This is a genomic window from Streptococcus oralis (genome assembly GCF_001983955.1).
GTDB lineage: Bacteria > Bacillota > Bacilli > Lactobacillales > Streptococcaceae > Streptococcus > Streptococcus jiangnanensis.
Window position 1 is genome coordinate 1,267,056 of sequence record NZ_CP019562.1, and the last position, 21,463, is coordinate 1,288,518.

The window sequence follows — 21,463 nt, forward strand, 5'->3', positions numbered from 1 at the left end:
ATCTCCTTATTACTTGTTTAATTTGATTGGCTTTCCAGCATTTCCACATAGTCAATCGCGACACAAAGGGAAATGATCAGATCTGCATAAGAGTCTTCATAGACGGTTACGGTGTAAGTCGAGGTCAGATGGAAAATTTCTTTCCGAATCTCGGCAATCACTTGGTCGCGGTCATCCAGCAATTTGAAATTTAAATCCCAAATATTGCCTTCGATGCGAAGTCCCAGATTATCAAACTCATACTTATCTCGCCAGAAGGTCAACTTCTTACGAATAACGAAATTTGAACCGTTTCGTAGCTGAATAGTAAAGCGAGGAAGCAAGGTGAAAAATTCTTTACTGATTTCACTGACTTGCTCACCATAGGCGTCATAGATGGTAAAGGTCTTAGGAATTTGGAAGAAAGATCCCTCCACCTGATAGTTCACTACTCCTCTATCATCCTTGATATCGAAGCGTTCGCCTCCAAGACGAAACTTTTGTTTCACGAGAAATGTCTTCATAAACACCTCCAAAAATCAAAAGACAAGCTCACATCACGAAGGGCGAAAAACCGCGGTACCACCTTCATTCAATGAACTTGTCATTCTCTTATTCTTATGCAATTGTTACAATCGAGTAGCATGATTTTCTATCTTAGATGGCTCGCAGCACCGCCAATTCTCTGAACTAAGATGGGGAGAAAATCAATTCTCAACATTCCTATTATACTGTTTTTTTGAGTTTGAGTCAACTGGGAAAGCAAGCACTTGCAATTTCATTATATGTATCATTATCAAATCGATTTATTGTTAAAGAATATTATTGACGAAGTAAGTCAAGCATTTCATTATTAAGTGTTTGATAACAAGAGAAATAGCTATCATCAATCTCAAATGTATCTTGTAAAATAAAGCGTAAGGTATCTATTGTCTGTTGCAATTTCTTTGAATTGACTAGTTTACTATCAATCTCTGATAAGCCATGTGCCACCTTATTTCTCTCGCCATTTAAGCTATTTATTAGCTTTATGGACTTAAGTAATTCAGGAGAAACTTGATAATAAGATAGAATATTTTCATAAGACAAGAGATTTAAGGTTGACTGAGGTGAATAGATTCTTTCCTTCTCATCTTTTATACCCTTAGCTTTCTTAAATTCTAGGTCAATGAAATCTAAAATAGCTTCAAAATCCTTGTATTCTTCATTTAACTTTGGAAAAGTTCCGTCATATTTGATCAATTCTGGATAATCTTTCTTTATCTTTTCCTCGATGATAAATTCAACATAAGACTTTGATTTGATTAAGACATCAGCAACCTGCCCTCTCTCTTTCAAAACTTCAATCATTAAAAAGTAATTAAGAGCTTTTTTCTCAACCTCTGTAAGTGAATATCCCTGAATATCTTTTAAAATCGCTTGGGTTTTAAATACTTTTACAAAATCATTTAATAGTTCTCTTAAACGAGCTAATTTCTTTTTAGAAAGTAATTTATTGTATTCTTTTCTAGTAATTAATTCTTCCGCAGCAAGATAATCATAAGAAGAGATTAAATTTCTTAAGTGGCGCTTGATAAGAGACTGGTTAAATTTTTCAGCTTCATCTTTGATTGTACGATCTTCGTAATCCTTTTGGTTATCCTCGTTCTCGTCAAAAAGCTTCTGTTCATCTTCACTTGACAGTGGTACATACTTTCTGTTTGCAGATTTGTTAGGAGTTGTAACCTGTATGGCCTGCGTATTATAATCATTAATTCGATTTAAGGCAAATAAAGCAGAAATAATCTGAGGTGTCCCTGAGGATAGATTTAAGATTAATTGATGATCTGTTCCAGAATATTTTTCAATAATCTGTCCCATCACTTCATACATTTTATCAAACAGATAGACTTCATCATTTTTCAATATGATTGATTCAATAACCACTTTAGGATGATAACCCTCTATTGAACATAATGCTTTCTCAACAAGATCTTTTTTTACTAACATTTCTTCACTATAAACCAAAACAATTTGTTCAGGTCTGTATGTTCGAGCAATATGTAATAAAGCTGCATCTCGATTATTGCTTATCGGATCTGTCGTTCCAACTGCTGAAATCAAAATTTCCAAGATATTCTACCTCTCATTATTTCAGTAATTCTAATAATTCCTTATTTAAGTCCTTGTAAAAATTAAAATCTTTCTCAGTGAGTTGATATTGTTCCTTGACTAGTCCTTTTAAGGTTTTTAGGACAGGACCTAACTGTTTTAATTCCTCAGAATCTAATGGATCCAATTTATGAGCTACAGTATTTCGTGTTTTGTTTATTTTCAAAATCGGTTTGATTTTGTAATACAATGTCCGATTTTTTATTTGAAGAATCTTATTATAATCCTGAATTCCGAGGTAATATTTCTCTGATTCATTCACGTAATTATCCAGAAATTCTGGATAACGATTTTCGATATAGTCTTCTAAGATAAACTCTGTAAGGTTTTTAATTCTAATCAGACCTTCACTAAAATTACCACGTTCTTTTTGTAAATCAATAGTCAAATAAGCATTTAGTACTTTTTTCTGTTCTTCACTCCATTTTTTCTTTTGGAGGACTTGAGGTATATCTTGCCTATCTAATGAATCCACAATATCTTGTAACTTTTTGCGACAATCTTTCAATCCAGGGAAGTCAGGCAACTGATTTGCTATCTCTAAACTAGCTTTATAATCATATTTCTTAATAAAATCACGTAAAGTTTTTTTCATTAAGCCTTGTTTAAACTTATCTGAAGTATCTTCAATAGTTCGATCGACATAGTCCTGCTTATTATCCATATTTGTATCAATTAGTACATCAATATCTTCCGAATCATCATGCCTAACGCCAGCATTCGATTTTTTTTCAGGACTTGGAACTTGTACTGCCTTGACATTGATTTCACTTAGTCTATTAAGAACAAATAAAGCTGATTTTATTTGAGGAGTTCCACTTGAAAGATTAAGAATAAATTCGTCGTCTTTTGTATAATACTCTTGTATAATAGCATCAAATTGATCAAACATGGTATCAAAAATATGTACTTCATTGTTTAAAATGATTGGTTCATGGTATACAATCTCTGGGAGGTATTCAGAATCAATAGAACGAATTACTTTCTCAATATCATCTTTCTTACGAATCAGTTCCTCAGAAAAAACAATAATAATCTTATCTGGACGGTATTTTCTCGCAATATGTACTAAAGCTCCATCGTGAAAATTACGGATTGGATCCGTATTCCCCACTGCTGAAATCAAAACCTTCATTTAGTAATCTCCTTAATCATAAAGTTTGCCTTGCCCATCTCATAGAAAGACTCGTCATTCATTATCAATTTTCGGGTTGCTTGTGTTGTTTTAACACTTTTCATTGGTGCTTTTGTTAGTTTCAACACACCTTTTCCAACCATCTTAGTGGTTCTGCTATTCTGATAACGTTCTTGCAAAATACCATTTGCTTGTTTAAAAATTGTTTTTGTCCAAGCTCCACTACCAGCACCCAAGTATATAGGATATTGAAGATTTGGCTGAATTTTATTTTCAGGAAAATCTGATAAGAAAAAGTTTTTATATTCTTTGTAAAAGGCTTGCGCTCTCTTTCCTAATTCCTCAATTAGGACTCCAGCTTCCTTAGTAGTTGTAGTAATGGTGAAATTGATTTTAGTTAAGGGTGCGATCGCTTCCCTATATAAAGGTAGAGGCTTAGGAATAGGGGGCTTGACTTTATGATCCCATTTTTGAACTAAAATAAGACTGGCATTGCTAAATGGTTTGCTATCACTAACACGAATAGCGTTAAACAAGTCATCATAGTTCTGCCCTTTTTTTGCTCCCCAAGGAATCAAAGATTTGTTTTCCTTTTTATCTTGCAAAACATTTTTATTATTCCAGTCGGGATTGGTATTCATCAAAATAGTCCGAATAGCTCCCTTTAATGAACTTCCAGGAATATAGGGATTACCAAAAGGATCTCTTATAAACTTTGATACTTGATTTAATGCGCCTCCTCTTAAATAGTTATTATTTGTTTCTAACTTAGTTTCTATAATTCTATAGCCACCAAAATTACGGTCAGAAATACGGTTATCTTCTAAAAAGGAAATCAAGCGATTATTTCTAGCGCTTGGCTTTGTCTCTTGTAAAAAACGCTCAAACTTTTGATCGTAACCTTTCTCCACCATTCGATTATAAAACTTACCCATATCAGGGAAATAAAAGTACCCATTTTCATAGATAAATTCTCGAGAAGTATATTTTTCACCATTCCCAATATGGATAGGAGCCATAGCTAGGAGGCTGAATTGAAAGGTTCTATATTCTGTTTTCATCTTTCTCCCTCCATCTTGAAAAATAGTGGTTTAGCATAGTTTAATACTTCATGCGGGAAATCAAGAGGTCTTACATCCACAATCTGTCCTGTATAGGTTTCAGAGAAAGTAGATCCAGAAGCAAACTTATATAAATCCTGCTTACGGTAATTTTCCTTAGTTTCTGTACTAAAAGCAAAACCACTTGATTTACTTAGTAAATAGGAACCAGTTTCCATAGCATATTCAAGTTCCTTTTCAACTGGTAGAGAAGTTGTCAAGGTCATCACAGGTCCTTGATGGGCCTTGGTGAGACGATTTTTGAAGCTATCTGGTAAATCTAATATAGTCAAATCAAATTGTCCATAACCACTGGAACGTTTGCCACCAATTCCTGTATACTGTAAGCTTGTCATAAGTTCATTTAATAGCTCAGACTCTTTAGCAATCACGTAAAGACAAGACTCATCTCTAAATCTAACGGTAGACACTTGGAAAAGATTTCCATCTACATGAGGTTGGTTTTTAGTGACGATATTTGTTACTGCATGATCTGCGTCTTTAAAAAGCGTTCCATTTACATAAGAATCAAATTTATCCAAAGGGATAAACTGAAGTTTCTTTGCCATTTTCGCTTGACGTCTTACTTCTTTAACATCTGTTGTTAAGTCTGGCTGTTCAAACTTTGGAAATCCTATCGGTTTCGGTAAAAATGGACCTGACTGATAAGGAAAGGCATCAGTCAAAACAAAATCATCTTGACCCGCTGTTGACACGAATTCCTCCATTTTCCCCATTTTTTTTGCTTCTAAGACCAGAGCTGAAAACAAGCGGTCAGCTGCAAAAGTCATTTTAGAACTATCCAGACTACCTGCTCCAAAGTGAGCAGTATGGAAGTTCATAATATACATCTTATAGGTCATACTAGACCTCCGTAGTTAAAAGTTCATTCAATCTACTAACATTATAGTTTCCGAAAACTGTATTTGCTTTAAGATTCTCAAAAGCAACCTTACCATATCCACGAGAGCCTGAACCACCTAAATAATCAAGTTCCAACAGTTTTAATCCATCAAGAATCACTTTGAAGTCTTCTTCTACTTGAGCTTGACTCTTGTCTGTCACCTCATAGATCAACTCAAATCCAAAGACACTGTCTCGGATGGCACGTTCAATTTGTCTTGGATTTGCTTCAGCAGTGATACGGTCAATAGTATTTTCAAACTTAACTTCAGTATAACCTTTGACAGCTCGTGAATCTAAATCTTTTTTGTTAGTTAAAAAGGCATCTCTAAAAATGAGTCTTCCTACTTTATAGTCTTTGTTTGAACTATTCCCAAAGAGACGACTAATAATTTCCCCATCGTCTCCTGGTTTTTCTGCTAATGTAGTATTATATACTTTTGCCAGAAGGGTACGCATTTTCCCTTTGATACTAGATCCTGGAATAATAGGTAAGTTTGTTATTGGATCTTTAATCACAGGTGAGTCCGTAGCACCAATCGCTGCAAAAGCATTGCTGGTCCCAATATGAAGTCCTGTCTCTAGACGGATTTGTGCTGTTACTTGAATTTTTGCAAATGCCATTAATCGTTTCCTCCATAAAATTTAAAATAAGCTACTAGCGCTTCCATATAGCGACAAAAACGTTGGAGACTTTCCCTACTATTAATTTCTTTTAAAATTGGTAAAATCTCACCTTTTTGAACTAAGTCCAGTACCGCCTCTTCACGGCCTGATTGATAGACGAATTGGACCCTCAAATAGGCAATCTTATCCTTTAATTCTTCGTACTCACGGACCTTACTTTCATCAAAGAGGGTACTCGTTAAACTCAATAAGTTTCGTAGTTTACTCATGGATAGAACATCTGAATTTTTATTTTTAAAATTACGCTTATCAGTTACTAAATTTTTAATGGTTTTTTCTGCCTTATCTACGTAATTATCATCTGTTAAAATTGCCATCTATGAATCCTTTCTAATCTCATAAATATATAGAAGTAAAGCTATCTCTGCTTCCTTACGTTCATTATCGCTACCTGTATACCAAGAAAAGAATAAATCTTTAAACTCTTTAAACTCTTCTTTTTTATCCTTAGAAGTTTGATCTTCTAAGCGCGTCAAATAATAGGCTAATCGAGCAATATTCATACGATCGTAGTTGCGAAGGAGCTCAATAAGTCTATATACAAAACTCTTTCCTCGCTCATCTTGAATATTAAAGTAGTAACGAATGCTCTTCAGTTTCCCATTATAGACATTGTCAATAAATTGGTCGAACTTCAATGTATAATTTCTTTCAGAATCAACATTGCCAAAAGATTGGTCCAACTTCAAGGTATTACCTGCTTTAAAAAGGGAAATACTATCCTTGTCGTTATCCTTTGCTGCTCCTTCTAGCTTACCAGTTTCTTCAGCCATGAGGCTAACTGGAGTTTTATCTGGAAAGAGGCCGATTCCTGCTGATAGGGTTAATTTGCCATTTGTCCACTTGATAAAGTTTTGTCGGAGACAAATAGTAAACTCAATAATATCCTGCCAAGAACCGATAGCAAATACATCATCTCCACCGGCATAAATGATCGATAGTTTTTTCTCCTTCGCAAACTGGTTGATATAGACCTTAAAGAAGAGACTCATACTTCTAGAGAAGGTTGCCGAGCGTGCCAGAGTATTATATTTGCCACCATCTTGATAGGAGAATCCAGCCATAAAGGCTGCTCCAAGATCATCCACATCTAGTCGAACAACTGCTAATCGCTTAATCCCTTGTCCAGTTTCACTATCCTGAGATAATTTGGCGTACTCGTAAATCTCATCATACTTGTAATCTCCGACAAAGACATGGGTTGCTTTTAGGATATCTGTACTATAGCTATTCTTTACATAAATACGGTCCCACTCTTCATTGGCAAGGTCGGCTTTTGAAATACCACTAATATAGGCTCCCGGACCTATCGGCAGGCCTTTTTCTTTTGTCACAATATAGTAGTTTTCTTGTATTTCCTTGGCAAAGCGATACATCCCTGCACAGATATGGCAGACCTCTTGATCTTTATACTTGGTAAGCTTTTCGACTGAGTGACAAATTGCACATTCTTTCTGGGAGCTTTTTCCTCCTTGGTTGAGTTCAAGCAGAGTTTTGGCATCGTAACGAGAAATTTTCTTTTGGGAAATCATCCGACTAGTTGTTTGATAGACTTTTCGATAGTCGGCCAGTGTCGTTGTCATATCATTGGAAGAAAACGGACTCCAACCAAATGCTACGTACAAACCTGTCTGGAAATGCTTGACCAAAAACTCATTGAATTCTGCTTCAAAGTGAGCCAAGCTCTCTCTAGTTTTTTCGGTGTTTGGAAGGATAAAGTAGGCGTGCCCTCCACCAACGTAGAGAAGATTAGCCCTCGTAAGCTCTAACTTCTCCAGTAAGTTGTCAGCGATATGTTCCCCCATAAAATCTAGATACAAGGAACGTGCTTTTAGTTGCTTGGCTGCTCCAGCCGTTGCGATATTGTAGATAAAGTCTTGAATCCCTGACAAGTCAAAACTTGCTAATAAAAAGGCCTTCTCGCTATAAAAAGCTTCTAAATCTTGCCCCAGTACCTTCTCATAGTCACGGCAATTCTTGTCTGCTAAATAGTCCTCTATAGCTAGGGCAAAGCCAGCTGTCAGACGACTGTAGGTTGCTAGAGAAATATCCGATAATTCCTTGGTTCTTGTCGAAACAGGCACATAGGAAAGAGTAGACTCAAGGAGATTCAAAAGGGTATATATCTCAGATTGGCTAAAGTCCAATCTCTCAAACTCTTTTTCTAAGGTCTCTACTATCAAGTCATAATCTGACTGGTCAGAAGGCTCACTCGATTCCTTAGCATAGTTTGGTTCCCCGTCAAGCTCTAATGGACGCACATCAAGATAACGCTTACTAGGGCTATCTGAAAATACATTGAAGATATCCGATTGTTTGCTTAGGAAATCTTCTTTACCTCCATGAGTGTCTGCTGCTCCTTTTAGACCTGAAGCAATCTTTGCAGCAGCTGACGTGATATAGACCAAACTATCAGGAGCTAAGTCCTTCGGCAAATCACTAGAAGTCGCCTTGGCTATCTGCTGGGCTATCTTTTCATTATCCGAAAAGCGTCTAAACCATTCGGACCCAATGGTACCCAGGTCTTTCTCATCACACCTGGAACCTTGAATCACCTTGCCGATAGCGTGCAAAAGCGATCCATAAACTAAATCAATCTTTTCTTTCTTCAAGTTCTAAACCTCCCATCCCTAAGCTAGTTTTCATACCGAGACCTGAGTACTCCCCAAATTTTAGAAGCATATTAGCATAAGCTTTCAAGGTATTTGGACCTGTAATCTTAAAGGTCAATTTCCCCCTGAAACCAGGTATTTTTTTGCCATGGACTTTAAAATAGCTGGATTCCAATCGATAGCTGGTAACCCTACTATGCTTGACCAAGTAGTCCAGGGTTTCCTCTTCAATGTCCTGACGATTCTCGACCAGACGTGCATACTTCATCATCAAACTCTGAAAGATGAGACGCATGGTCGGAAAGAGCACGTACTCTCCCTGAGAGCGAAATCCTGTTGGAGTTTGAAAATGTATAGTGTAGAGTGACCGATCTTGGTTTTCATTAAAAAACTCAAAGAGTTGCTCCGAACTGAGATCTTGCATGGACAGAGACTCTACCATGAGAGTTGGTAAATCATGAAGTTCTACTTTCTTGAGCTCCAATAGAACTGGCAAAATCTGCTTGACAGCCTCATCCGTCAGGAGATGAAGGGACCATAGGGTCTTGTCCTTTTGATGGATGATTTTTAGTGAGTAGGGGTTGGTCTCCTGCTCATGTAGCCAAGTCACATAGTCTGGTTCCAAGTTTTCCATAAGAAAACCTTGGAATTTTGTAGATAGGTCGCTCGGTGATTGGTCAATCCGCTTAAATAATAGTTCGATGCGTTTCATATGCCTCCTTTATTGATACAATTGCGCTTTTGGTTTCTCATGAGCGCTTTTTCTTTTACTTTTGGAATTCTTTTCCCTTATGAAACTGTCCCCTCGCGAGGTAGATAGGTAGCTATACGAAATTTTCTTTAATATTTCTGGCGATTTTCAATCGTTTCCGGCCCCTCTCGAGGTAGATAGGTAGCTATACAAAATGGAAATTAACGAAAAAATAAGTGCGGTTTATGTTTCCGGCCCCTCGCGAGGTTGATAGGTGGCCATACACGTTGGCTTAAACATACCGACGGTAAATGGTATTAGCTTCCGTCCCCTCTCGAGGTAGATAAGGTATCTATACGGATGGTGGTGGGAGGAGTCTGATGGCTCTTATCCATTTCCGGCCACTCTCGAGGTAGATAGGTTCTTATACTTTATTTTAGCTACCCTATAGATTCGATAGAAAAAATAGTTTCCGGCCCCTCTCGAGGTGGATAGGTTCTTATAAAAATTCGAAAATCATGATAATCCACATAATCTTTAGTTTCCGGCCCCTCGCGGGGCGAATAGATTGTTCTACACGAAATATGGCATTTACAGATACACATGTACTTGGTGCGTTTCCGGCCCCTCTTGAGGTAGATAGGTTCTTATACGGAACTATACGAAGTATTTGATTTGAAAGACGTGTTTCCGTCCCCTCTCGAGGTAGATAGGTTCTTATACAAAAAGAAATTTAACGAAAGGAATTGGGTTGAACAGTTTCCGGCCCCTCTCGAGGTGGATAGGTTCTTATACAGAATCGCTCACTTGCATCACCGTCAGATATTCTACGTTTCCGGCCCCTCGCGAGGTGGATAGGTTCTTATACGGGAAGTCTCAAATTGGAACTACTTCAACATCAACGTTTCCGGCCCCTCTCGAGGTAGATAGGTAGTTATAAAAGGAGTTGGAAGATGAATAAGCAGGAATTGATTGTTTCCGGCCCCTCGCAGGGTAAATAGGAGTCTATACTGCCATACCCACAAATGAAAATCGGATACGATTTCTTGTTTCCGGCCCCTCTCAAGGTAGATCGGTATCTATACAAAAACAGAAAAAATGGAGAAAGCAGCATGAACGAACAAGTTTCCGGCCCCTCGCGAGGGAGATAGGTGGATATACTTATGCTTAAATTTGTTCAAAGCATTGATTTTTCTGTTTCCAGCCCCTCTCGAGGGAGATAGGGGGCTATACGAATGACCGATTGAACAAGAACTTTGAGCGCTACCTGTTTCCGGCCCCTCGCGAGAAAGATAGGGAGATATACCGGCTCTATGCAAACTGGTTGGGTTAAATACTACGAGTTTCCGGCCCCTCTCGAGGTTGATAGGGAGCTATACAAAACCATACGTTGTAATCAAACCTTATGTTCCTGTTCCGTTTCCGGCCCCTCTCGGGGTAGATAGGGAGATATACACTGTGGAGCGGAAAGCTCTGATGTCGATATAGAATTGTTTCCGGCCCCTCGCGAGGTAGATAGGTAGCTATACACAAAGGAGATAGAGAGTGAACAAGGCTAAAGAGTTTCCGGCCTCTCTCGAGGTAGATAGGTTCTTATACGCAGTAGCAGCAGTAGAAGTTGTTGAAAACAACGTAGTTGCGTTTTCGCCCCCTCTCGAGGTAGATAGGGAGCTATAAAAATGGTACTGGTTCGATGAGAAAGGGTACATGGCGTTTCCGGCCCCTCGCGAGGTAGATAGGTATATTTAAACAGTTTCTGATTTTGTAACAGAAACTCGTGTGGTCGAGTTTCCGGCCCCTCCCGAGGTAGATAGGTATCTATACTGGTTAAGGCTGGAGATAAGATTGCTAAAGGTTCTGCTTAGTTTCCGGCCACTCTCGAGGTTGATATACACAATTTACAAATAACGCAATTGTTGCTGGCAACTTGTTTCCGGCCCCTCTCGAGGTAGATAGGTATCTATACGATGACCAACGTACAATCATGAACTTTATCCAGTTTCCGGCCCCTCTCGAGGTAGATAGGTATCTATACAAAATGGGTTGTTAACACTTCAAAACTTATACGTTAACGTTTCCGGCCCCTCTCGAGGTAGATAGGTATCTATACCCCATATCTTGTATGTAAACCTATAACAAGCACTAGATATAACCTATTGGAAACTACTATTAGTATACCATATTTTGTAAGAGTTTTCATCTCAAAAGAACAAACAATCCTCCTTTTCTATCTCGACTTCATCTGTGTTTAAGCGCAAGGTTTCTTCTCGATTTCCAACGTAAACAATGATATTGTCTAACTGGTCAGCATCATAGAATGCTTGTAACTCACTCAGCAAGCTACGATAGTTGGACTTTTCTAGGTCAATCTCAAAGCAGGATCGTTGGACTCGGATACCAAATCCCTCTAGTAACTTTGCGAGTTTCAGACGCCTCTTATTACTAACAATGTCATATATGATAATACAAAAGAAAGACTTTTTCTTAGCAAACTCCTTCTCTTCTGCTGAAAGATTAAAATAAAGTCCCATGATTATTCTCCTGTATAGCCTGTAACATAAAGTTCGGGTTTTAGACTCTCAAAAGCTCGAATCAATCCCTTAATTTGCATATCTGCCATATAGAAAAAAGTATAGCGTTTTTTGTCGACTTCGACATACTGATGGATTTCCAACATGCGCTCTCTCATGGCCTGGATAAAAATCCTTCTCCCCTCCCCAGTAAAATAATAGACATTGACATTTTTCTTAGCTAGAACCCTAAGTAACTGTGTAGTTACCTGTGCTTGACCAAAAATCAAAAGGTTCTCTACTAAGTGAATAGAAATTTCTTTAACAATCTGACCTTGACCATTTTTTACGATAATCTTATGATTGTTAAGACACAGGAAATGGTTAGACTTTTGAACAAATAAATCACTCATCTCATAGATACCTCCTAAATGTATAAAGGATACCATTTTATCATTAAAATTCCTTTTGTCAAGCCCAAATATAAATTTTTTTTAATACAAAAAACGAACCAGCTTAACTGATTCGTTTCATAACTGCTAACTCCTACTTCCGATACATTTTAAACTGGAGGAAGAGGTCGCTGTATTTTCCTGTCCATTTATGGTCAAATTTCTCATAAACTTCTAGGTGTTTCATGGTATCAGCGTCTGGATAGAAGGATTTGTCCTCACGAGTCTCCTCTGGGAGCATTTCCTTGGCTGGTAGGTTTGGTGTTGAGTAGCCCACATACTCCGCATTTTTCAGAGCATTTTCGGGTTTCAACATAAAATTGATAAAGGCATAGGCTGCATCTTGGTTTTTCACAGTTTTTGGAATGACCATGTTATCAAACCAGAGATTGCTGGCCTCAGTCGGAACGACATACTTGAGGTTAGGATTTTTCTCCAACATCTGCCTAGCTTCCCCAGAGAAAGTCACACCGATAGCAGCGTTGTTCTGAATCATGTAACCCTTCATCTCGTCCGCCACAATGGCCTTGATATTTGGAGTCAGTTTGTAGAGCTTATCCACTGTCTCTTCCAGCTGCTGAGGATCCTTGGAGTTGAGACTGTAACCGAGTGAGTTAAGCCCGAGTCCCAGCACCTCACGCGCCCCATCAAAGAGCATGATGGAATCCTTGTATTCTGGTTTCCAGAGGTCATCCCAATGCTCAGGTGCCTCCTCTACCATGGTTTCATTGTAAACAATTCCCAAGGTTCCCCAGAAGTACGGGATGGAGAATTTGTTGCCCGGGTCAAATGACTGGTTGAGGAACTCAGGTCCGATATTTTCGATTCCTTCAATTTTTGAATAATCAAGCGGAACTAAGAGGTCTTCGTCCTTCATCTTGTTGATCATGTATTCACTTGGGATGGCAATATCATAGGTCGTTCCACCCTGCTTGATTTTGGTATACATGGCTTCGTTAGAATCAAAGGTCTCATACTGTACTTGGATTCCTGTTTCTTCTGTAAATTTCTCCAAGAGGTCTGGATCGATATAGTCCCCCCAGTTGTAAATAACCAGTTTTTGACTGTCTCGGCTATTGATTTTACTGTCTAGATGAGTCGCAATTCCCCACAAGACAAGGATAATTGCTGCAATTCCTGCTAAAAATGAATAGAGTTTTTTCATGCTTGCTCCTCCTTCTCACGTGAAATAAAGTAATATCCAACCACTAGGATAATACTAAAGAGAAAGACAAGGGCAGACAGGGCATTGATTTCTAGCGAAATTCCCTTACGAGCACGAGAGTAGATCTCAACGGATAGGGTAGAAAAGCCATTTCCTGTTACAAAGAAGGTCACGGCAAAGTCATCCAGCGAATAGGTGAAGGCCATGAAATAACCTGCAATGATAGACGGTGTCAGGTACGGTAGCATGATTTCCTTAAACATCTGAAACTGGCTGGCACCCAAGTCATAGGCCGCATGAATCATGTCATCATTCATCTCCTTAAGACGAGGCAAGACCATCAAGACCACGATAGGGATGGAAAAGGCCACGTGACTAGATAGAACAGTCAAAAAGCCAAGTGAAAACTTAAGCTGGGTAAAGAGAATCAAGAAGCTGGCACCAATCATAACGTCAGGCGCAACCATGAGGATATTATTGAGTGATAAAAAGGCTTCTTGGTATTTCTTACGAGACTGGTAGATATAGATAGCACCGAAAGTCCCGATAATGGTCGCAATCAAGGCTGATAGAAAGGCCAAGAAAAATGTCTGGGTGAGGATCAACATGAGGCGACCATCACCAAACATGGTTTTAAAATGGCTCAGACTAAATCCTGTAAAGCTGTTCATATCATCCCCTGCGTTAAAGGCGTAACCAATCAGGTAAAAAATCGGCAAATAAAGGATGATAAAGACAAAGGCTAGGTAGAGATTGGCAAATTTTTTCATCGTTCTCTCCTTTCCTTGGTCACCCACATGGTGATGAACATGGTCAGGATGAGGATCACACCGATGGTAGAACCCATACCGTAGTTGTCATTGGTCAGGAAGTTCTGCTCAATAGCCGTTCCCAGCGTGATAACGCGGTTCCCACCAATCAAACGTGTCAGCATGAAGAGACTCAAGCTGGGGATAAAGACAGACTGAACCCCACTTCTCACTCCATTCATTGATAGAGGAAAGATAACATGACGGAACGTTTCCCACTTGGTCGCACCGAGGTCGTAGCTGGCATTGATGAGATTGTTATCCATGTCATCCAAGACATTGAAAATCGGTAAAATCATAAAGGGAAGCTCGATGTAGCTTGCGACAAAGATAAAGGAGAAATCGGTAAAGAGCAACTGTTGCGAACCGATTCCGATAAATTCCAAAAATTGATTAATAGAGCCATTTTGACCAAAAATCCCGATAAAGGCATAGGCCTTAAGGAGCAGATTGATCCAGGTTGGCAAGATAATCAGCATAAGCCAGAGTTGACGGTGCTTGAGACGAGTCAAAAAGAGGGCTGTTGGATAGCTGATGAGCAGTGTTACCAAGGTGACAATCCCTGCATAAAGCACAGAGTTGAAGCTCATTTTAAGATAGGTCAAGTTTTGTGACGCAAAGTAGGATTTATAGTTTTCTAAACTAAACTGCCCTTCAATGTTGAAAAAGGATTGACCGAAAATCAAGACTAAGGGTGCGAGGACAAAGAGGGCAATCCAAAGCATGTAGGGCACTACAAAGAGTTTAGAGGTTGTTTTCTTCATCTCTTTCCTCCTCGATCGCGTTAATCAAACCTGCTTCTTGCTCTTCGATTTCTACGTATTCTTCGATACGAGCATCGAACTCTTCTTCGGTTTCGTTGAGACGCATGATGTGGATATCTTCTGGTTCAAAGTCCAGACCGATTTCCTCGCCAACGATGGCCTTACGAGTCGAGTGAATCATCCATTCGTTTCCGAGTTCGTCATAGGCGATGATCTCATAGTGAACCCCACGGAAAAGCTGGGTATCAACTTTAACTTGGAGCTTGCCTTCTTCAGGAAGGGTAATGCGCAAGTCCTCTGGACGAATGACAATCTCGACAGGCTCATTTGGCTTCATCCCACCATCGACCGCTTCAAAGCGTTTGCCGTTAAACTCGACCAAGTAGTCCTCAATCATGGTTCCTGGCAAGATGTTGGACTCACCGATAAAGGTGGCAACAAAGTGGTTGATTGGCTCATCATAGATGTCCACTGGTGTTCCAGACTGGACAATCTCGCCATCATTCATAACGAAAATCCAGTCACTCATAGCAAGGGCTTCTTCCTGATCGTGGGTAACGAAAACAAAGGTAATACCCAATCGTTGTTGCAATTCACGCAATTCGTACTGCATGTCGGTTCGCAACTTCAGGTCAAGGGCTGACAGAGGTTCATCCAAGAGGACCACACGTGGTTGGTTGATAATCGCACGCGCAATCGCCACACGTTGACGTTGTCCTCCCGAAAGCTTACGAATGGAACGTTTCTCGAAACCTTCCAACTGTACCATTTTGAGAACTTCTAGCACACGTTTTTCGATTTCTTTCTTATCGACCTTACGCAAGCGGAGTGGAAAGGCAACATTTTCAAACACATTCATATGTGGAAACAAGGCATAGGATTGGAAGACTGTATGAACATCTCGTTTGTTGGTTGGGATATCGTTGATCCGCACCCCATCCAGTAAAATATCCCCTGTCGTCGCATCCAGTAAACCTGCAATGATATTTAGAATGGTTGATTTTCCTGAACCAGATGCGCCCAAAAGAGTGTAAAATTTCCCTTCTTCCAACTCAAAGTTGATGTCTTTGAGAACCTTGGTGTTGCTGTCTTCAAAAACTTTAGAGACGTTTTTGAATTCAATAATTGGTTTTTTCAATTGTCATAAATTCCTTCTTTTTCATAAATTAACAGATCAGGGCTCTGTCAGGCCGCTACCACCTCGTGTAGGAGATTAAACTGCCTACATACATCTTCACTCACGATAGGCTTTCACCCCCTTTACAATGGTTATAGTAGCAACTTTTCTACCCCAACCTTATTCCTTCTCACCCAAGATTCGGACTTCTCTTTCAAGAGTGACACCTGAGTGTTCCTTGACTTTTTCGATAACAGATTGGATCAAGTCTTCATAGTCTTTGGCCGTTCCGTCAGCAACATTGATCATGAAACCAGCGTGCTTTTCAGATACTTCCACACCACCGATACGATAGCCTTTCAAGCCAGCCTCTGAAATCAACTGTCCTGCAAAATGCCCAACTGGACGCTTAAAGACTGACCCACATGATGGGTATTCTAGAGGTTGTTTGAGTTCACGTAGGTGCGTCAAGCGGTCCATTTCTTGCTTGATAACCTGATGATTCCCTGGAGCTAGGGCAAATTTAGCTGACAAAACAACAGCTCCAGAATCCTGAATAGCTGAATGGCGGTAACCAAAAGCCAAATCCTTGGCAGATAAGGTCTCGATTTCCCCTTCCTTGGTCAAAATTTGACAAGACTGCAAGATATGAGCAATCTCTCCTCCATAGGCACCCGCATTCATAAAGACAGCTCCACCGATGCTTCCAGGAATCCCACAAGCAAACTCAAAACCAGTCAAACTATGACGGAGAGCAATACGTGTCGTTTCGATCAAGTTCGCTCCAGCTTCTGCTTCAATAGTGTAACCATCAACTGAAACGTTATTAAGCTTATCGCATAAGATGACAAAACCACGGATTCCACCTTCACGCACGATGATATTGCTGGCATTTCCTAGCACCATCCAAGGAATATTCTCTTGATTGGCAAATTGGACGACACGGGCCATCTCATAGCGATTGCGTGGCAAAACTAGATAATCTGCTCGACCTCCAACCTTGGTATAGGTATAGGTCTTCAAAGGTTCCTTAAAACGAATATCGATTCCTTCTAGGATTTCAAGCATTTTTTCTTTTACTGACATGTCACTCTTCCTTTTTCAAAATTCATTCCATTATACCATTTTTAGAGACATTTGACGACCTCAAAATGACTATTGATAATTCAACTCTTGTTTTTCAAATGATGGATACAGATGTTGACGTGAATGGGGACTATAGAAAAACAGCCCAAGAGTTAGATGAATGATATCTAACTTTCAGGATGCTGTTTTCAAAATTTTTTTATATTGAATCTATCTACACTTGAAGCAATCAATAAGACCCTTCTAAAGCAAATGCTGAGATGGATGCTAATCAAGCGGGGACTTTTTCCAGCTTTGGCGGTAAAATTTAGGACTCACAGAGAAAAAGTTCTTAAAGGCTTTTGAAAAGACTAGTTGGTCCTGATAGCCGACTTCCAAGGTAATTTCTTTTATAGATAGATTGGTGTCAGTTAAGAGTGTTCTTGCCTTTAGCAGGCGTGTTTCAAGGAGAAATTGCTGAGGAGATTTATGGTAAAGTTTCTTAAACTGACGAAACAAAGTACTACGACTGAGTCCGACCTGGGATGCCAAGTTTTGAATAGAGATATCTTGTTGGTAGTGTTGTAGTAAAATCTGTGCAGCTTTTTCAACAGGGAGTTGAGCGACATTCAGCGGTATTTCTGCTGGAAATTCTTCCTGCAAGTAGTAAAGGAAGGTATAAATTTGCATCTGGTACCAGCTTTCTTTTTGCCTATTTTCTGCAGTTTTGTGACAGATGTCCTGAATGATTTCCCTGCTTTTAAAATAACTATCGAAATGGCAAACAGACTCATAAAAAACTTGTGTGTTTTGGAGATAGTCGCTTAATTTGTCTCCAGAGAATCCCAGCCAGTAGGTGGTCCAAGGATCTTCTGGATTTGCCCAATAGCGTACTTTTTGGCCTTTTCTTAGGATAAAACCATCATTTTTCTCCAAAGAATAGGTCTGCCCATCAACTTGCAGGTAGCCTTTGCCTTCACAAATCCAGTGGATGACAAAATCCTGAAAAACAGTATAGTCATAAAACGGAAAGCTAGAATAATCATCAATCCCACATTCTTCAAGGTAAAATTCCTTAGATGTTTCTTTAAAATAGTGCCATAGTTTCATAAATGCTTTCTCCTTGCAACATAAGTGCATATTTCTTCATCATGAACTCCTAGAAAAGCGATAAGCATTGGTTTATAATGGGCCAAGAAAGGAAAACAAATGAAAAAGTCGTATCAATCTAGTATAGTAGGGCTCAACCTCAGTAATCAAATTGTTTCCATCACCATCACAGGTGACTTCATGATTCTTTTTATGAGTCAGATTTTAAGTTTTAGTGATTTGCAAAATAGCTGGCTTATCACAATGCTACCAATTATAGCCCTTGTCCGCATTCCCTTGTCTCATCTGATGCGGAGGAAAAATCTCCTTGACCTGATGCGGTGGAGTATACTGTCTAAGCTGTGTTTGCTAGGGATATTAGTAGTGATTCCCTACGAAAGTGTGACTTTTTCTATCTATGCTCTTTTTCTGGTTCTATATCAGATAGCCGTGGAGTTGGGCTTTGGTCTGGCTTGGAACCCCTTAATATTATTATTAACAGAAGAGAAAGTTCGCGCAAAATTTCTCAGTTACCTAGGTTTGTTTCAGCTAGTCACGAGCTTTTATACCCTTCTTATTTCCTTTTTCATCGGAAAAGAACTGACTGCACTTCATTATCGTTGGTTACTGGTGATTGCCCTTGCTAGTCTGTTCATGCAGTTTATCCTTTTGAAACAGTTACAAACAGACTATAGCTTGTTTCAAAATCATCAAGTAACAAGGCAGATGGACTGGCAGGTTTTGAAAAAACAGCTCTGGCACCATGTCCGTATCCTACTTTTGGATAGTTTGATTTTATATGTAACCTTAACGATGAATGTCCTCTATATGGTACAGGTATTGCACCTATCCGCCAACCTCGTGTCTCTATATTCGAGTATGAGTTTGCTGGGGAACGTCCTAGCCTTTGCTCTTGCAGGTCCTTGTTTTGAAAAAAGACGTTCTCTGTTTTTCACAATCTTACTGTTGGTAACGGGATGCGAGATTCTTTTGATCTTCTTTCTTCCCCACGATGCTGCATCCTATACAATCTTTTGGAGCATAGGTTGGGGGTTATTAAATGGGGCTGTGGGAGCTCTATGGGGACTCTACATTTCTCTAGTCAAACACCAGGCAGCAAGTCCTAGCCCCTTTACAATTTGGAATATTTATCAGGGGATTGCCTATCTTGTTAGTGTACTTGTCTTTTATCTCTCTGGTAACTTGGTGCACCTAGCTAGTTCCAGCTCAGGGCTGGATCCGTATCGTCTGGTCTTGATTGTCTGCCTAAGCATCTGCATCATAGTTTGTTTACGGATGCTGTATAGAAGAAAAATAGGTCTCAAGTGACTATTGTCGCTTGAGACTATTTTATCATCGTATGATAAACTCCGATTGAAGGATAATGGTCCGTTTTTCGTCAGAGAGAGCTTGCTTGAAGCTTTCCTGACCGAGTTGGTAGGATTTATTATCAATGGTAGGAATCCCCAGTACCTCTCCTGTCAGTTGCTTTTCTTGGCCAATCAGCAAAGGTAATGCAAGATTTTTCTCCTGATAATAGCGAACCACACCAGTTGCTACATCATCTCCGTTGCTGAAAATACAGTCTAAATCTTGCTCTAGTAGGCTATCCCCTTGCTCATAAGCATCCTCTCCCGTGGAAATGCCATCCAAAATCAGAGGTTCCTTTTTTTCACCAAAAACTTCCTTGTAGGCTTCCATAGTAAGACGGTAGGTGGAACTTTTTAGGTCTTTTCGGGTAAATAGCAGAGCAATTCTACTTTTTCCCTGGTCTTTAATCCAATTAAAGGCTGTCTTGCAAGCATGGGTGCGGCTCACATAAACGCTACTCAGATTGGGGTCCTGCACTTCTTCACAGCAGACAATATTGCCATACTTAGCGTAGGAAGCAATGGTTTCTAAGTCTACACTGCGAGAGGTGAAAATAAGACTGTCAAAGGCCCTTCCTCGAAGCTGCTCCAGATAATATTTTTCCAAGTCTATATCATAACGAGAAGGTAGAATGAGCAAGGTATAGTTATGATCCATAGCAGCGTCCAAAAGCCCGTTCAGTAACTGACTAAAATAAGGGGGCAGGGTCATGTTGGGAATAACTACACCGACCCGACGAGTCGAACCTGAACTTAACTCCTGAGCTAGAATGTTGGGGCGGTAGTCCAGTTCCTCCATGACTTGCAGGATTTTCTGACGAGCCTCCTCGGATACATGAGGATGGTTGTTGATGACGCGTGACACGCTAGAAACTGAGTAGCCACTCAGTTTGGCAATTTTTCGAATATTTGTCATTGTTTGCTTTCTATAAGAGGATTGACATCCTCCGAACACGTGATTAGTGGATTTTTTTGAGATATTTACGGATGCCGTAGCCGACACCATGTTCATCATTGCTGCGTGTTACCTTATAATCCAGCTCTTTGATGTCAGGAAAGGCATTGCCCATTACAATTGGATAGCCCACCATCTCAAACATTGGGATATCGTTGTGCCCATCACCAAAGGCAGCGATCTGGCTCTTATCTAAACCTTCTTTTTTGAGAATATAAGCAATACCTTTTGATTTTTTAGCAGTTTTGCTGGTAATTTCTAGATGATATTGGCCAGATCGGAGAATGCTGACCTCACCCAAGTCTAGGGCTTGCAAGTATTTTTCCAGTGCTAATAGTTCGTCATTATCTAGGGCAATCATCATTATCTTGAAGGTATTGTCCTTAGCTGCTAGAAAATCAGCCTCGTTCGTAAGTGTTGGTGCCTGGCGCGTGATGTTGAACTCTAGACGAATCCCTTCATCTATTCTATCACAATACCAGTTCGTCATATCATAATAGCTGACGCTAATTTGTGGAAAATGCTGGCGCACTGCCTGTAAGATAGTTTGTGCTGTCTTTCTAGGGAGAATATCTATATGAAGGGGCTTGACCTTTCCATCCACAATCTGATAAATCAAACCACCGTTAAAACCTACTTGAGGTCCAGTCAGCTGAAGTGCTTCGATAGCCTCTCTCATTTCCATTGGAGCTCGAGCAGAAACCAGAGTCAGCGGAATCTGAGCATCGCGGATAGCCTTGCTATTCTCGCTAGAAACGCGGCCCTCAGAATTGAGAAGGGTGCCGTCCATATCTGAAAAAATACGTTTGATGGTCATAATGTTGTCCTCTTTTCTTCTTTGTCCGCTAGCGTGTGATAGGTCGGTTTAAATGCGCATTCCCAACCTTTGATACCATTGTACATTCTGGA

At 39.7% G+C, this 21,463-nt stretch carries 21 protein-coding genes; 2 read left to right on the forward strand and 19 right to left on the reverse strand.

Annotated features, from left to right (window positions below):
* Window positions 1–17: 17 nt before the first annotated feature.
* The 9 genes from BWR56_RS06185 to cas6 form a co-directional block, all read right to left on the reverse strand.
* Window positions 18–503, reverse strand: coding sequence for an LURP-one-related/scramblase family protein (locus BWR56_RS06185; RefSeq protein ID WP_049505511.1), 486 nt, complete (start codon window positions 501–503; stop codon window positions 18–20).
* A gap of 298 nt (window positions 504–801) precedes the next feature.
* Window positions 802–2,091 (reverse strand): type III-A CRISPR-associated CARF protein Csm6, encoded by a 1,290-nt coding sequence (gene csm6 / locus BWR56_RS06190; protein ID WP_049505512.1) that lies wholly within the window; start codon window positions 2,089–2,091, stop codon window positions 802–804.
* A gap of 16 nt (window positions 2,092–2,107) precedes the next feature.
* The gene (gene csm6, locus BWR56_RS06195; RefSeq protein WP_049505513.1) at window positions 2,108–3,265 is read right to left on the reverse strand and encodes a type III-A CRISPR-associated CARF protein Csm6; all 1,158 of its coding nucleotides are present in this window, start codon (window positions 3,263–3,265) and stop codon (window positions 2,108–2,110) included.
* Window positions 3,262–4,326, reverse strand: coding sequence for a type III-A CRISPR-associated RAMP protein Csm5 (gene csm5 / locus BWR56_RS06200; RefSeq protein ID WP_049505514.1), 1,065 nt, complete (start codon window positions 4,324–4,326; stop codon window positions 3,262–3,264). Before csm5 ends, csm6 (BWR56_RS06195) begins: the two co-directional genes overlap by 4 nt.
* Entirely contained in the window at window positions 4,323–5,228 is a 906-nt protein-coding gene (csm4, locus tag BWR56_RS06205; RefSeq protein WP_049505515.1) for a type III-A CRISPR-associated RAMP protein Csm4, read from the reverse strand. The genes csm5 and csm4 overlap by 4 nt, the downstream gene beginning before the upstream one ends.
* A 1-nt stretch (window position 5,229) precedes the next feature.
* Entirely contained in the window at window positions 5,230–5,892 is a 663-nt protein-coding gene (gene csm3 / locus BWR56_RS06210; protein ID WP_049505516.1) for a type III-A CRISPR-associated RAMP protein Csm3, read from the reverse strand.
* Window positions 5,892–6,272, reverse strand: a complete 381-nt coding sequence (csm2, locus tag BWR56_RS06215; RefSeq protein ID WP_076984672.1) for a type III-A CRISPR-associated protein Csm2 — start codon at window positions 6,270–6,272, stop codon at window positions 5,892–5,894. Before csm2 ends, csm3 begins: the two co-directional genes overlap by 1 nt.
* Window positions 6,273–8,567, reverse strand: a complete 2,295-nt coding sequence (cas10, locus tag BWR56_RS06220; protein WP_076984673.1) for a type III-A CRISPR-associated protein Cas10/Csm1 — start codon at window positions 8,565–8,567, stop codon at window positions 6,273–6,275.
* A complete protein-coding gene (cas6, locus tag BWR56_RS06225; RefSeq protein ID WP_000821018.1) occupies window positions 8,548–9,279 on the reverse strand; it encodes a CRISPR-associated endoribonuclease Cas6 in 732 nt (243 codons plus the stop codon). The genes cas10 and cas6 overlap by 20 nt, the downstream gene beginning before the upstream one ends.
* Before the next feature lie 1,524 nt (window positions 9,280–10,803).
* Here cas6 and BWR56_RS10105 point away from each other — a divergent pair.
* The gene (locus BWR56_RS10105) at window positions 10,804–10,935 is read left to right on the forward strand and encodes a hypothetical protein (protein WP_418346497.1); all 132 of its coding nucleotides are present in this window, start codon (window positions 10,804–10,806) and stop codon (window positions 10,933–10,935) included.
* 524 nt (window positions 10,936–11,459) lie between these two features.
* Here BWR56_RS10105 and cas2 read toward each other — a convergent pair.
* The 8 genes from cas2 to BWR56_RS06265 all read right to left on the reverse strand — a co-directional run bounded on the left by cas2 (window position 11,460) and on the right by BWR56_RS06265 (window position 18,250).
* On the reverse strand, window positions 11,460–11,789 hold the full coding sequence (gene cas2, locus BWR56_RS06230; protein ID WP_049505520.1) for a CRISPR-associated endonuclease Cas2: 330 nt from the start codon (window positions 11,787–11,789) through the stop codon (window positions 11,460–11,462).
* A 2-nt stretch (window positions 11,790–11,791) separates the two neighbouring features.
* Entirely contained in the window at window positions 11,792–12,181 is a 390-nt protein-coding gene (locus BWR56_RS06235; protein WP_071851332.1) for a CRISPR-associated endonuclease Cas1, read from the reverse strand.
* A gap of 133 nt (window positions 12,182–12,314) precedes the next feature.
* The gene (locus tag BWR56_RS06240) at window positions 12,315–13,385 is read right to left on the reverse strand and encodes an ABC transporter substrate-binding protein (protein ID WP_076984674.1); all 1,071 of its coding nucleotides are present in this window, start codon (window positions 13,383–13,385) and stop codon (window positions 12,315–12,317) included.
* The gene (locus tag BWR56_RS06245) at window positions 13,382–14,155 is read right to left on the reverse strand and encodes an ABC transporter permease (protein ID WP_000712716.1); all 774 of its coding nucleotides are present in this window, start codon (window positions 14,153–14,155) and stop codon (window positions 13,382–13,384) included. The genes BWR56_RS06240 and BWR56_RS06245 overlap by 4 nt, the downstream gene beginning before the upstream one ends.
* Window positions 14,152–14,958, reverse strand: a complete 807-nt coding sequence (locus tag BWR56_RS06250; RefSeq protein WP_000754114.1) for an ABC transporter permease — start codon at window positions 14,956–14,958, stop codon at window positions 14,152–14,154. The genes BWR56_RS06245 and BWR56_RS06250 overlap by 4 nt, the downstream gene beginning before the upstream one ends.
* Window positions 14,939–16,096, reverse strand: coding sequence for an ABC transporter ATP-binding protein (locus BWR56_RS06255; RefSeq protein ID WP_049505522.1), 1,158 nt, complete (start codon window positions 16,094–16,096; stop codon window positions 14,939–14,941). Before BWR56_RS06255 ends, BWR56_RS06250 begins: the two co-directional genes overlap by 20 nt.
* A 159-nt stretch (window positions 16,097–16,255) precedes the next feature.
* Window positions 16,256–17,161, reverse strand: coding sequence for a UDP-N-acetylmuramate dehydrogenase (gene murB / locus BWR56_RS06260; RefSeq protein ID WP_000111590.1), 906 nt, complete (start codon window positions 17,159–17,161; stop codon window positions 16,256–16,258).
* A gap of 267 nt (window positions 17,162–17,428) precedes the next feature.
* Window positions 17,429–18,250, reverse strand: a complete 822-nt coding sequence (locus BWR56_RS06265; protein WP_049505523.1) for an AraC family transcriptional regulator — start codon at window positions 18,248–18,250, stop codon at window positions 17,429–17,431.
* Between the two features lie 99 nt (window positions 18,251–18,349).
* Here BWR56_RS06265 and BWR56_RS06270 point away from each other — a divergent pair, with 99 nt between their 5' ends.
* A complete protein-coding gene (locus tag BWR56_RS06270) occupies window positions 18,350–19,558 on the forward strand; it encodes an MFS transporter (protein ID WP_049505524.1) in 1,209 nt (402 codons plus the stop codon).
* A 24-nt stretch (window positions 19,559–19,582) separates the two neighbouring features.
* On the opposite strand, the gene BWR56_RS06275 is transcribed toward BWR56_RS06270, so the two are convergent.
* Window positions 19,583–20,515 carry a LacI family DNA-binding transcriptional regulator gene (locus tag BWR56_RS06275; RefSeq protein ID WP_049505525.1) on the reverse strand — a complete coding sequence of 311 codons (933 nt, stop codon included), beginning with the start codon at window positions 20,513–20,515 and terminating at the stop codon, window positions 19,583–19,585.
* Between the two features lie 43 nt (window positions 20,516–20,558).
* Window positions 20,559–21,371: a Cof-type HAD-IIB family hydrolase gene (locus tag BWR56_RS06280; protein ID WP_049505526.1), complete on the reverse strand. Its 813-nt coding sequence runs from the start codon at window positions 21,369–21,371 to the stop codon at window positions 20,559–20,561.
* Window positions 21,372–21,463: the final 92 nt, after the last annotated feature.

Coding starts and splice junctions, on each gene's coding strand:
- BWR56_RS06185 (WP_049505511.1), bottom strand. CDS start 503: ATGAAGACATTTCTCGTGAAACAAAAGTTTCGTCTTGGAGGCGAACGC.
- csm6 (WP_049505513.1), bottom strand. CDS start 3,265: ATGAAGGTTTTGATTTCAGCAGTGGGGAATACGGATCCAATCCGTAAT.
- csm5 (WP_049505514.1), bottom strand. CDS start 4,326: ATGAAAACAGAATATAGAACCTTTCAATTCAGCCTCCTAGCTATGGCT.
- csm4 (WP_049505515.1), bottom strand. CDS start 5,228: ATGACCTATAAGATGTATATTATGAACTTCCATACTGCTCACTTTGGA.
- csm3 (WP_049505516.1), bottom strand. CDS start 5,892: ATGGCATTTGCAAAAATTCAAGTAACAGCACAAATCCGTCTAGAGACA.
- csm2 (WP_076984672.1), bottom strand. CDS start 6,272: ATGGCAATTTTAACAGATGATAATTACGTAGATAAGGCAGAAAAAACC.
- cas6 (WP_000821018.1), bottom strand. CDS start 9,279: ATGAAACGCATCGAACTATTATTTAAGCGGATTGACCAATCACCGAGC.
- cas2 (WP_049505520.1), bottom strand. CDS start 11,789: ATGGGACTTTATTTTAATCTTTCAGCAGAAGAGAAGGAGTTTGCTAAG.
- BWR56_RS06235 (WP_071851332.1), bottom strand. CDS start 12,181: ATGAGTGATTTATTTGTTCAAAAGTCTAACCATTTCCTGTGTCTTAAC.
- BWR56_RS06240 (WP_076984674.1), bottom strand. CDS start 13,385: ATGAAAAAACTCTATTCATTTTTAGCAGGAATTGCAGCAATTATCCTT.
- BWR56_RS06245 (WP_000712716.1), bottom strand. CDS start 14,155: ATGAAAAAATTTGCCAATCTCTACCTAGCCTTTGTCTTTATCATCCTT.
- BWR56_RS06250 (WP_000754114.1), bottom strand. CDS start 14,958: ATGAAGAAAACAACCTCTAAACTCTTTGTAGTGCCCTACATGCTTTGG.
- murB (WP_000111590.1), bottom strand. CDS start 17,161: ATGTCAGTAAAAGAAAAAATGCTTGAAATCCTAGAAGGAATCGATATT.
- BWR56_RS06265 (WP_049505523.1), bottom strand. CDS start 18,250: ATGAAACTATGGCACTATTTTAAAGAAACATCTAAGGAATTTTACCTT.
- BWR56_RS06270 (WP_049505524.1), top strand. CDS start 18,350: ATGAAAAAGTCGTATCAATCTAGTATAGTAGGGCTCAACCTCAGTAAT.
- BWR56_RS06275 (WP_049505525.1), bottom strand. CDS start 20,515: ATGACAAATATTCGAAAAATTGCCAAACTGAGTGGCTACTCAGTTTCT.
- BWR56_RS06280 (WP_049505526.1), bottom strand. CDS start 21,371: ATGACCATCAAACGTATTTTTTCAGATATGGACGGCACCCTTCTCAAT.